This is a genomic window from Selenomonas sp. oral taxon 149 str. 67H29BP (assembly GCF_000146365.1).
GTDB classification, from domain to species: domain Bacteria; phylum Bacillota; class Negativicutes; order Selenomonadales; family Selenomonadaceae; genus Centipeda; species Centipeda felix.
The window spans coordinates 1,582,747-1,594,239 of sequence record NZ_GL397087.1; the positions used below are offsets into that span (position 1 = coordinate 1,582,747).

At 61.3% G+C, this 11,493-nt stretch carries 12 protein-coding genes; 2 read left to right on the forward strand and 10 right to left on the reverse strand.

The window, feature by feature from the left end:
- The coding region (locus tag HMPREF9166_RS07525) for a type III restriction-modification system (protein WP_009753385.1) at window positions 1–2,465 on the forward strand (2,465 nt) is incomplete at its 5' end.
- Between the two features lie 44 nt (window positions 2,466–2,509).
- On the opposite strand, the gene HMPREF9166_RS07530 is transcribed toward HMPREF9166_RS07525, so the two are convergent.
- Complete coding sequence (locus tag HMPREF9166_RS07530) at window positions 2,510–3,412, reverse strand: LysR family transcriptional regulator (RefSeq protein ID WP_009753386.1); 903 nt, start codon at window positions 3,410–3,412, stop codon at window positions 2,510–2,512.
- 239 nt (window positions 3,413–3,651) lie between these two features.
- Between HMPREF9166_RS07530 and HMPREF9166_RS12720 the strand changes: the two genes are divergently transcribed.
- Window positions 3,652–3,819, forward strand: a complete 168-nt coding sequence (locus tag HMPREF9166_RS12720; protein WP_006690846.1) for a hypothetical protein — start codon at window positions 3,652–3,654, stop codon at window positions 3,817–3,819.
- Between the two features lie 112 nt (window positions 3,820–3,931).
- Here HMPREF9166_RS12720 and hypE read toward each other — a convergent pair whose 3' ends face one another.
- From hypE to cybH, 9 genes are all read right to left on the reverse strand, one after another.
- Complete coding sequence (gene hypE, locus HMPREF9166_RS07540) at window positions 3,932–4,942, reverse strand: hydrogenase expression/formation protein HypE (RefSeq protein WP_009753387.1); 1,011 nt, start codon at window positions 4,940–4,942, stop codon at window positions 3,932–3,934.
- Window positions 4,932–6,035, reverse strand: a complete 1,104-nt coding sequence (gene hypD, locus HMPREF9166_RS07545; RefSeq protein WP_009753388.1) for a hydrogenase formation protein HypD — start codon at window positions 6,033–6,035, stop codon at window positions 4,932–4,934. The genes hypE and hypD overlap by 11 nt, the downstream gene beginning before the upstream one ends.
- Entirely contained in the window at window positions 6,032–6,295 is a 264-nt protein-coding gene (locus tag HMPREF9166_RS07550; protein ID WP_009753389.1) for a HypC/HybG/HupF family hydrogenase formation chaperone, read from the reverse strand. Before HMPREF9166_RS07550 ends, hypD begins: the two co-directional genes overlap by 4 nt.
- A 315-nt stretch (window positions 6,296–6,610) precedes the next feature.
- Window positions 6,611–8,956 (reverse strand): carbamoyltransferase HypF, encoded by a 2,346-nt coding sequence (gene hypF, locus HMPREF9166_RS07555; RefSeq protein ID WP_009753390.1) that lies wholly within the window; start codon window positions 8,954–8,956, stop codon window positions 6,611–6,613.
- A complete protein-coding gene (locus HMPREF9166_RS07560) occupies window positions 8,949–9,467 on the reverse strand; it encodes a HyaD/HybD family hydrogenase maturation endopeptidase (protein ID WP_009753391.1) in 519 nt (172 codons plus the stop codon). Before HMPREF9166_RS07560 ends, hypF begins: the two co-directional genes overlap by 8 nt.
- A complete protein-coding gene (hypB, locus tag HMPREF9166_RS07565) occupies window positions 9,467–10,138 on the reverse strand; it encodes a hydrogenase nickel incorporation protein HypB (protein ID WP_009753392.1) in 672 nt (223 codons plus the stop codon). The genes HMPREF9166_RS07560 and hypB overlap by 1 nt, the downstream gene beginning before the upstream one ends.
- A gap of 4 nt (window positions 10,139–10,142) precedes the next feature.
- Window positions 10,143–10,481 (reverse strand): hydrogenase maturation nickel metallochaperone HypA, encoded by a 339-nt coding sequence (locus HMPREF9166_RS07570; protein WP_009753393.1) that lies wholly within the window; start codon window positions 10,479–10,481, stop codon window positions 10,143–10,145.
- Between the two features lies 1 nt (window position 10,482).
- A complete protein-coding gene (locus HMPREF9166_RS07575; RefSeq protein ID WP_009753394.1) occupies window positions 10,483–10,725 on the reverse strand; it encodes a heavy metal-associated domain-containing protein in 243 nt (80 codons plus the stop codon).
- A 72-nt stretch (window positions 10,726–10,797) separates the two neighbouring features.
- Window positions 10,798–11,481 carry a Ni/Fe-hydrogenase, b-type cytochrome subunit gene (gene cybH, locus HMPREF9166_RS07580; RefSeq protein WP_009753395.1) on the reverse strand — a complete coding sequence of 228 codons (684 nt, stop codon included), beginning with the start codon at window positions 11,479–11,481 and terminating at the stop codon, window positions 10,798–10,800.
- Window positions 11,482–11,493: the final 12 nt, after the last annotated feature.

Here is an 11,493-nt window from a genome sequence, read left to right on the forward strand (position 1 = left end):
TTACGTCCGAGCGGGATGAGTTCGGCAGCCGTCGTCCCATTGATGTAATCAGAAAATGCCGTCCGATTGTGATATTGGATGAGCCGCAAAAAATGGGCGGAAAAGCTACGCAGAAGAGCCTCAAGGAGTTTGATCCGCTCCTTTGCCTGAACTATTCCGCGACGCACAAGGATTGTCATAATCTGGTCTATGTATTGGATGCTCTGGACGCCTACCAAAAGAAACTGGTCAAGCAGATCGAGGTCAAGGGATTTGACATCAAGAATCTCGGCGGGATGAACCGCTACCTGTTTTTAGAGAGCATCGTCATCGCGGGGGACAAGCCGCCCACGGCGCGTCTCGAGTTTGAGATCAAGCATCATAAGGCCATCAAGCGAGAAACACGTCTCGTGACAGCAGGCGACGATATTTTTGCGATGTCGGAAAACATGGAACAGTACCGTGGCTACCGCATCAATCAGATCGATCCCATCGGGAGAATGCTCTCTTTTACCAATGGTGAGGAAATCCATGTTGGGCAGGTGCAGGGGGATGTATCGGAGGAGACGCTTCGCCGCGTGCAGATCAGGGAGACCATCCGCTCTCATTTTGAGAAGGAGAAGGAGCTGTTCGGCACGGGCATCAAGTGTCTGTCTCTATTCTTCATCGACGAGGTGGCAAAGTATCGGAAGTATGACGAGGACGGCAACGGGATCAACGCATTGTACGGCGATATTTTCGAGGAAGAATACACGGCGATCCTCAATGAATACCTGACTCTTTTTTCTTCCCCCTACGAGGAATACCTGAGGGATATCGAAGTGGCGAAGACGCACGCCGGCTATTTCGCCATCGACAAAAAAAGCCCTAAGGTAAACAGCACGCTGAAAAATGAGAGCGACGAAAGTACCGATATTTCTGCCTACGATCTCATTATGAAGGACAAGGAACGACTGCTCTCCTTTGAAAATCCCGTGCGGTTTATCTTTTCGCACTCGGCACTCCGCGAGGGCTGGGACAATCCCAATGTGTTCCAGATCTGTACGCTGAAACACGGCGGCAGCAGTGCCACGCAAAAGCGACAGGAGGTCGGACGCGGGCTGCGGCTGTGTGTCAATCAAAACGGCGATCGACAGGACGTCCATGTTTTGGGCAGCCAGGTGCAGAGGGTGAACCATTTGACGGTCATCGCCGCCGACGGGTACAAGGAGTTCGTCGCGGATTTGCAGCGCGGTATTCGAGAGGATCTCTACGACCGTCCCACCGAGGCGACCGCAGAGTATTTTATCGGCAAGACGCTGATACTGAACGGTCAGGATGTAACGATCAGTGAAAAACAAGGACGCAGCATATACAATTATCTCGTTCGCAATGACTACGTAGACGATGACGGGCATATCACCGACAAGTACAGAAATGATAAGGAAGCGAATACGCTCGTCCCTCTGCCGGAATCCGTCGAGGACATCAGTGACGGGGTGCACGCCCTGATCGGCAGTATTTTCGATCCGCATGCACTGGATGGCATGATCCGAGACGGACGCGAGACGACGGTGATGGAGAACCCGCTCAATGATAATTTCTACAAGGCAGAGTTCAAACGTCTGTGGGATCTGATCCATCACAAGTACGCCTATACGGTGGAGTTTGATGACGAGGAGCTGATCCAAAAGGCCATTGCACACATTGACGAAAAAATGTTCGTGACCCGCCTCCAGTACACGGTGACAAGCGGACAGCAGGAGGAACACCTTACGGCAGACGATCTCAAAAATGGAACCGCCTTTAAGGAAGATCGACGTCAGACTCTTACGCTCGAGCGTAGTGGAGGCTCTAGCGTGAAGTATGATGTGATCGGCAAGATCGCCGAAGGTGCGAAATTGACCCGCCGCAGTGCTGCAAAAATTGTGGCGGGGATAAAGCGACCTGTCTTTGCGATGCTCCAGAACAACCCAGAGGAATTTATCGTCAAGGCGATCCGATTGATCAATGAGGAAAAGGCTGCGATGGTTGTGGAGGAGATTACCTATAATCGGACGAATGAGGTTTTCGAGAGCTCCATTTTCACCGATGAGAAGAACCGAGATTACGCCCGTGCCTACCGTGCGAAGAAGAATGTGCAGAACTACCTCTTCGCCGATGGCTATGCAAAGGATGGCCTAAGTGTCGAGCGTCGCATGGCGGAGGACATGGACGTCGCCGAGGAGGTGTGCGTCTACGCGAAGCTGCCCAAGGGGTTCTATCTCCCGACGCCGATGGGAAATTACTCCCCGGACTGGGCGATTGCCTTCAATAAGGGGGCAGTGAAACACATTTTCTTTATCGCAGAGACCAAAGGGACGATGGAGAGCCTGAATCTAAAACCCATCGAGCAGGCAAAAATCAAATGCGCCAAAAAACTCTTTGCCAGGCTCACCGATGATGACGTAGTGTATCATGAGGTGGACAGCTACCAGAGTCTCCTGAATATCATGGGAAAACTATAGAACGATAGAAAAACCCTGTGGGCCATGACACCCACAGGGTTTATTTATTCGTCTTTCTTGTCGTCGCCCAGCAGTTTCTTCGTCAGTGCGCGCAGGTAGTTCATGACGAGGCGGACGTCGTCGAATACCTGCCGTCCCTTTTTCGTGACGAGGCCGCTGTTGATGAAGAGGGGGTCGATGAGGGGGATCTGGACGAAGCCGTCGGTCGGGAGGACGGACGGACGCGCGAGGAAGGTCGAGCCGATGCCCGCGTGAACGAGATTTTTGACGGTGTGGAGGTAGGGCGAGTAGTGGACGACGTTCGGCTTTTCGCCAGCACGCCCGTACGCGTCCTGCACGAGGCGATCGACGAAGAATTTGCTGTCGAGCATGATGAGCGGCTCGTCCTTGAGTTCGCTGATGCTGAGCGCATGCCGCGCGGCGAGCGGATGATCGGGGCGCGTGACAAAGGTGCACTCGCAGTCAAAGAGTTTCGCATAGGAGAGCCGCGCGCTGAAATCCGCCGTATAGTTCGTCAGGGCAAAGTCGAGTTTCTCCTCCTCAACCATCTGCAGGGCGCTCACGCCGCCCGTCTCGATGATCTCGAGCTCGATCTCGGGATGCTCCGCGCGGAACTCACCGAAGATGTGCGGCAGAAAGACGACGCCGAGCTGCAGCGGCATGGCAACGCGCACCTTTGCGTGGCGGTGCGCCATGTCGCGGATCTCATCGTCGAGCCGCGCGACCTCCGTGAGGATGTAGGAGACCTTGCTGAGGAGCTTTGCCCCATCCGCCGTTACGGTGATCTTGCGTCCCTCGCGGTGAAAGAGGTTCAGCCCCGTCTCCGCCTCGAGCGCCTGCATGGCGACGGTGACGGTCGGCTGTGAGACGTGCAGATGCTCTGCGGCCTTTGTGATGTTTTGCCATTGGCATACCTCGTAGAAATACCGCATCTGAACCAGCGTCATCCGATCATCTCCTTCCGCGCCTCTGCGGCGACAGAACGTAGTGTATTCCTATATCATCATTAGTCTACTATATAAAGAACCGGGACAATATTTCAAATATCACATTTGTCCAATAGATTTTTTTAATAAAGTTACACTATTATTTTATCAGAAAGAAATATTTTCCACAAGTCCCAAAAAATGATATGCTCGGTTCGAAATAAAGATCACCATCAACGGTCATAGGAAGGGGTTTTACGATGAAGGTATATTGTGCAGATGCAGTGGAGCGTTTTGTCGAGGATATGCTCAAGGCGAACGAGGACAATCTGAAGGCGTATGAGACGAAGCCGGGCGTGTATGCCAACGTCGACCCGGACACGCATCATGATACGGTCGAGATTCCCGACGTACATCTGACGAAGTAAGACGTTTGATAAAAAGCGAGCGGACGATCCGCTCGCTTTTTTGTTCGTAAAAAATCATGTCAGTAAAAATCATGCAAACATCATCCATGGAGGTGGGTGCTCCTGCCGTATCCTAGCAAATGCGCGGCACCAGTTCCCCGAGCGGCAAATCCACGACGCGGATGCCGCCGAGTGCCGTCCTGAGCCCCACCGTACCGGGCGCATCGGCCGTCGTGTGTCCGATCACGCACGCCTCGCGTCCGTAGGTGTTCTCGTGCATCACATCGAGAACACGCGCCGTGAGCTCGGGACGGACGAAGGCGAGGAGTTTGCCCTCGTTCGCGAGCGTCAGCGGGTCGAACCCGAGCATCTCACAGACGCCCTGCACGGCGGGGCGCACGGGAATGGCGTCCTCCTCGAGCAGGACGCCGACGCCCGCCGCGCCCGCCAGCTCGTTCAGCGACGCCGCCACACCGCCGCGCGTCGGGTCGCGCAGGACGGCGATGCCGTCGCCTGCCGCCGCGATCATTGCCGCCGTCAGGTGACAGAGCGGCGCACAGTCGCTCTGTATCTCGGGCGGCAGGGTGAGACCGTGGCGCGCCGCCATCACGGTCGCCGCATGGTCGCCGAGCATGCCCGAGACGATGATGTCCATGCCCGCCGTGATGTTCGTCGGCGCGATGTCCGCCCCCGCGAGCATCGTCCCGACACCTGCCGTATTGATGTAGATGCCATCGCCGCAGCCACGCGGCACGACCTTCGTATCGCCCGTCACGATGGAGACACCCCCCTCCTCTGCCGCCGCCGCAATGTCCGCGACGATGCGGCGCAGCGCGGCGATGGGAAAGCCCTCCTCAAGGATGACGGCGAGCGAGAGATATGCGGGCGCCGCCCCCGTCATGGAGAGATCGTTGACCGTCCCGCAGACGGCGAGCCGCCCGATGCTCCCTCCGGGGAAGAAATGCGGCTGTACGACATAGGAGTCCGTCGTAAACGCCGTGCGGCCCGTGAGCGGCAGTACCGCACCGTCGTGCAGAACGTTCAGCAGCGTGTTGCCGAGCGCGGGCAGAACGACCTCCTCCATGAGCGCATGGGAGAGCTGTCCGCCCGCCCCATGTGCCATGGTAATCACATCATGCTCCATAGTGGAACCTCCCTCCGCCGTACTTGTACCACGCGGCGCACGTCCCCTCGACCGACACCATGCAGGGGCCGACAGCGTGCTCCGGCACACATGCTTTGCCAAAGAGCGCACATTCCTTCGGCAGGATCGCCCCGCGCAGCACCTCACCGCAGCGGCAGCCGCGCCGTCCCTCGATACGCGTCTCGATCGTGAGCGGGCGCACAGCGGCAAAGTCATAGGCATGGTACGCCTCGCGCATCGCAAGGCCCGAGGCTGGGATCATGCCGAGTCCGCGCCATGCCGTCTCCGCCGGCTCATAGACGCGCTCCATCGCCGCGCGCGCCGCCGGATTCCCCGCAGGCTGCACGACGGACGGGTAGGCGTTCTCGATGCGCGCCGCCCCCGCTGCGATCTGGCGGACGAGCATCTGCAGGGCGATGAGAATCTCCATCGGGGCAAAGCCGCCGACCACACCGGGTACATGGTAGTCCTCCGCGAGAAAGGAGAACGCCTCCGTCCCCGTCACAACGGCGACGTGCCCCGGCAGGAGAAATCCGTCCACGTGCGTCTCACCGCCGTCGAGCAGGGCGCGCATGACGGGCGGCACAAGTTTCTGCGCCGATAGCAGGAAGAAGTTCGAAAGGCCCTGCTGCTCTGCCGCGAGCACTGCCGCCGCCTCGGTCGGCGCGGTCGTCTCAAAGCCGACGGCGAGGAAGATCACCTTTTTCTCCGGATGCTCTGCCGCAATGGGGAGCGCGTCAAGCGGCGAGTAGACGATGCGCACGTCCGCCCCCGCCGCCTGCGCCTCGGTGAGACTTGAGCGCGTTCCGGGGACTTTCAGCATATCGCCGAACGTCGTGATGATGACATCCTCCATCCCTGCATACGCAATCGCCGCGTCGATGTAGCTGTCGGGGGTCACGCAGACGGGACAGCCCGGCCCTGAGACCAGCTCGACCTCGGGCGGAAGGATCTGGCGCAGCCCCGCGCGAAAGATCGCGACGGTATGCGTCCCGCAGACCTCCATGATGCGGATATGCCGCCCCGCGAGCAGACAACGCATCTCATCGAGGATCGCCCGACTCTCAGCCTGCATCTTCTGTGCGCGGGTCATGCCATGTGCTCCATGCGCGGCGTATCGATGTGCGTCACCGTACGCGGCGCGCCGTTCATCTCCGCGCGCAGTGCCTCAATGCGCTCCATCTCCGCGGGATCGACGATCTGCATCGCAAAGCCCGCATGGACGAGCACGAAGTCTCCCACCTTCGCCTCGGGCAGGAGCATGAGGCTCGCCGCACGGCGCACCCCCTGCACCTCCACCGAGGCAAGCTGATCCTCTATTTCAACGACTTTCGCCGGAACTGCTAAACACATGTTGTTTCCTTCCCTATATGATGAAAATTTTATCTACAAGGACATCGCATCTAAAGCGTCCAAGGTGCCCCCTCCGTCACGCTGCGCGTGCCACCTCCCCCGCTGTGGCAGGGGAGGCTTTCGGTTTACGGCATGCAGCTTCCCCCGTCCAAGACGGGGGAAGTGCCGAGCAGCGTGAGGCGATAGGAGCGCTCGTTGCTCATACACATTTCTCACGATAGAACACCGATAGCGTCCAAGGCGCCCCCTCCGTCACGCTGCGCATGACACTTCCCCGCTGCGGCAGGGGAGGCTTTGGTCTGCCGCAAATTTCCGCTATGCGTGCTGCGAATGAACCATCCGCGCGAGCGCCACAGCCGCCTGCCCGTAGGCAATACCGCCGTCGTTCGGCGGAACGCGGTGCGGCAGGAGCACATGATAGCCGCCGATGCGCGGCAGAAGCTCCTCCAGGAGAAGCGCGTTCTGGAACACGCCGCCCGCGAGGGCGACCGTGCGCAGCCCCGTCCGCACCGAAAGGATGCCAAGCACCTCGGCGACCGCCGCCGCCATCGTCACGTGAAAGTCCAGCGCGCGTCCCGCACGCTCCTCCACGGTCAGCGCCTCCGCCCCATCCGCGAGCGCATAGAGCGCCGGCAGAACGTCCACGGTCAGCCGTGCCCCCTCCGCCACGGTGTACGGCAGGACGCGTCCTGCCCGCCGCGCCGTGCGCGCGAGACGCTCCAGATCGATCGGTGCCTGCCCCTCGTAGGCACTGCGATACGCGACGCCGAGCAGCGCCGCCGCCGCATCGAAGAGCCGCCCCGCACTCGACGTGAGTGGTGCGGAGAGCCTCGCCGCCGTTGCCTGCATCAGGAGCTCCCAGCCCGTCGGCAACTGCGCCGCAAACTGCGGAAACTGCGCCGCAAAGCCCGCGCCGTCGCGCCGATAGAGCACCCAGAGGGCAAGCCGCCACGGCTCCTCGGCCGCGCGGTCGCCGCCCGGGAGCGGCATGGGGGCAAAATGCGCAAGACGCTCATAGCCCGCGAGATCGGCCGCGAGGAACTCTCCGCCCCACGCCGTCCCATCGTCGCCCCAGCCCGTCCCGTCGAGCGCGGCGCCGAGCACGCGCGCGTGGCAGCCGTGCTCCGCGAGCACCGCCGCGATATGCGCGTGATGATGCTGGACGCGCACGAGCGGCAGGCCGTCCCGCGCCGCGCGCGCCGCCAGATGCCGCCCCGAGAGATACGCAGGATGCAGATCGGCGGCGAGCACCTCCGGTGTTACCTCAAAGAACTGCTCATACTGCGCCATCGTCTCTGTGTATGACGCGAGCACCGCCGCATTCGTCAGATCGCCGATGTGCTCACTGAGAAACGCCTCCCCGCCGCGCGTCAGGCAAAACGTATTCTTCAGTTCCGCACCGCCTGCGAGAACGCTCCGCCCATCCGCAAAGGGCAGGGCGAGCGGTGCGGGCGCATAGCCGCGGCTGCGGCGCAGAATCTGCGGCCCGCCCGCCCCGATGCGCACGACGGAGTCGTCCACGCGGTGCACGATCTCACGGTTGTGCACGAGGATCGCATCCGCGATCCCCGCCAGTCCCTCCTCTGCCGCCGCATCCCGATAGAGGATCGGATCACCGCTGAGATTCGCGCTCGTCATCACCCAGAGATCATCTGCCCCGAGCAGGAGGAGATGCACGGGCGCATACGGCAGCATCACGCCGAGGTACGCATTGCCGGGCGCGACACTCTCTGCCGCAGGGCGGACGGCATCCACGCGCCGCGCGAGGAGAACAATCGGCGCCGCAGGAGACGTGAGGAGGCGCTCCTCCTCCGCCGACAGGAGACAGAGCGCGCGCACCGCCGCGAGACTCCCCGCCATCACGGCGAGCGCCTTCGCCTCGCGGTGCTTGCGTCGGCGCAGACGTGCGACCGCCGTCTCACTGCGTGCATCGCACGCGAGATGATAGCCGCCGATGCCCTTGACGGCGAGGATGCCGCCCTCCGCCACCACACGCCGCGCCGCCGCGAGCGGATCGCCCGCCTGCACCCCGCCGTTGACGAGGAGGCGATAGGCGGGACCGCACGCGGCGCACGCATTCGGCTGCGCGTGAAAGCGGCGGTCGCGCGGATCGTCGTACTCACGCTGACAGGCGGGACACATCGGAAACACCGCCATCGAAGTCAGCGGACGATCGTACGGAACACCGCGGATGATCGAGTAGCGCGGGCCGCAGTTCGTACAGTTCGTAAAGGCATAGCCATACCGCCGATCCGCTGCCGACAGGATCTCGCGCCGACAGTCCGCACAGACCGCAAGATCAGGCGATACAAGTGTCGCTGCCCGCGTCCCCGCGGGGCTCGGCAGGATGCGGAACGTCTGCTCCCCGCATGGCATGACCGCCTGCCACGTCACCGCCGTTACCACTGCCGCACGCGGCGCATCGTCTGCGAGAGCGACGGCAAAGGCGTCGAGTGCCGCCGCCGTCCCTTCCGCCTCGATGCCGACTCCCGCGCTGTCGTTCAGCACCCAGCCGCTGAGCGCATACTCCTCCGCGAGACGATAGACAAAGGGACGATAGCCCACCCCCTGCACAATCCCCGAGACACGAAAGGCGCGCCGCTCGGCGGCGCCCCCCTCCGTATGTACTGCGGTATGTGCCGCGTCCGCCATCTTAGGCATGCGCTGCGGCACGCGGCGCGAGCCGAACGCCCCACGCGCGCAGCTCCTCGGCCGCACGCTGTGCGAACGCGGGCAGGGCCGCCTCCATCGCACTGCTCAGCGTCAGCCCCGCCGACAGATCGTAGGGCTGCATCCCGAGCACGACCACGTTCGGGATCGCCCGATCCGTCACCGTCAGCCACGCGAGCACATCCTGTATGCCGATCTCGTGCGATGAGACCTTTTCCTGAAAATGTGCCATGATCGCATCATCCTCAAAGCGGTACGCCGTCCCCGGGGCACCGTCGCCCGAGACCGCGTCGAGGATCAGCAGATGCTGTGTCCCCGTGACGAAGTGCAGCAGCTCGGGTCCGAGCGTCCCGCCGTCGAGCAGGCGCACCTCATCCTCGGAGAACTCCCAGTGCTGCTCCAGATACTCCATCGCGCGCACGCCGAACCCCTCGTCGCGCAGAATGATATTGCCGATGCCGAGTACGGTCACAGGCGCAACGGGTACAATCGACTCCTCCATCAGCGCACCTCCTTCCCCGCCTTCTTTGCCGCCGCCTGCGCACGCAGCCACGCATACCAGTCCGCGAGACCCTCGCCCGTCTGACAGGAGACAGGAAAGATCGCGATCCCGGGATGCAGGGCTGTGATGTCCGCACGCGCCGACGCCATATCGAAATTCGTATACGGGAGAATATCCACCTTGCTGAGGACAGCCGCCGCCGACTCCTTGAATACCAGCGGGTACTTCAGCGGCTTGTCGTCCCCCTCCGTGATGCTCAGAACGACCGCCTTCTCATCCTCGCCGAGCGCGAACTCGGCAGGGCAGACGAGATTGCCGACGTTCTCGATCACGAGGAGATCGAGCGCGTCGAGATCGAGGCGGTCAAGTGCCGCTGCGACCATCGCCGCGTCGAGATGACAGCCGCCGCTCGTATTGATCTGCACCACAGGCGCACCGCAGCGCTCGATGCGTGCCGCATCCTTCGTCGTAAAAAGATCCCCCTCCACGACTGCCACGCGCAGATCGCCCGTGAGCTCCTGCAGCGTCCGCTCGAGGAGCGACGTCTTGCCCGCACCCGGCGAGCCGAGCAAATTCAGCGCATAGATCCCATACTGCGCAAAGAGCGCCGCATTCTCCGCCGCCGCTGCATCGTTGCGCCCCAGAATGTCCGCTTTTACAACTACTTTCATCGCTCTATTCCATCTCTATATAATCCACGCGCATCTCGCGGCCGCCGATGATCTCCATTCCGCCGCCGCAATGGGGGCAGAGGTAGTCCTGCGGACGGATGTGCTGCTCCCTGCCGCAGTCGTGACAGCGTCCCGTGAGGGGGACGCGCTCCCACGTGAGCACGGCATCTGCCGCGATCGTGTCCGCCGTAAGGGAGGAAAAACACAGCGAAAGCGCATCGGTCTCCACGCCCGACAATTCGCCGAGCAGGAGGCCGATGCGCTCGATGCGCGCTGCGCCATTTTTCTGTGCATAGTCTAGGGCAATATCCAAAATGCCCTCGGCAATCGCCATTTCGTGCATCTTAGAGCTCCGCCGAAAGCCCATGTGCGGCAAATTTACTGATGAGCTCCGTCATCTTCGTCTTTGCCGGGTCATAGTCCACGGTCGTCTCCCCATCATGCGTGTGGATGTGCACGTAGAGGACGCCGGGCAGCCCCAGGAGCGCCTTCTCCACAGCGGCGGCATTCTCCTCGGTGTAGCCCTTCACAAAAAACTGCAGATGCGTCGTGCTCTCTGCGAGCCCGCAGCCGCATTCTTTACACATAGAAAACTCCTTTTCTGCAAACGGAAGCAGGAACGTCTTCTGCGCCCCCGCCGCCGTTATCCTATCCCAAACCTACTCCACGTCGGCGGCATCTGCCGGGGTATGGCGCAGGAGCTTCGAGCCTGCGAACATGCTCGAGACCTCTGCCTCGCCCTCCATGAACTCAGCGCGGATGACCATGTAGAAATGGCCGATGGCAAAGAGAATGATCGCCCATGCCGCATAGTGATGCACATAGTGCGAGATCATCTCGCCGCCGAGCACGCGGTTCACCCAGCCGAAGAGCGTCCCGCCGATCGCGGACGGCTCCGTCATGTAGTACATGGCAAAGCCCGTCAGCACCTCGATTGCCACGAGCACGTAGAGCCCTGCGTACGATCCGCGTGCGAGCGGATTGCGCAGAAACGGCTTGTGCGTCGCCTTGATCAGCATATAGTGCTGCGCCACTTCCATCGTGTCCGTGTAGTACTGCTTCTCCCAGAAATGCGGGAAAAGGCGGTCGCCGCGGTTGATGATAAAGCCGTAAACGCGGCCGATGAAGCCCGCGCAGAATGCAAACGCCGCGATGAAGTGGACGTTGCGCGTCACATTCATCAGGAGCGGCGACGCATCCGGCTCCGCATAGAGCATCGCAGGCGGCTTCGTGATGAGGAAGCCCGTGATGAAGAGCACGATGATCGCAATGACCATCAGCCAGTGGAAGATGCGCAGAAAGGGACTAAAGAGATAGTACTCCTTGCGTACTTCTTGTTTCATGCGGTTCGCCCC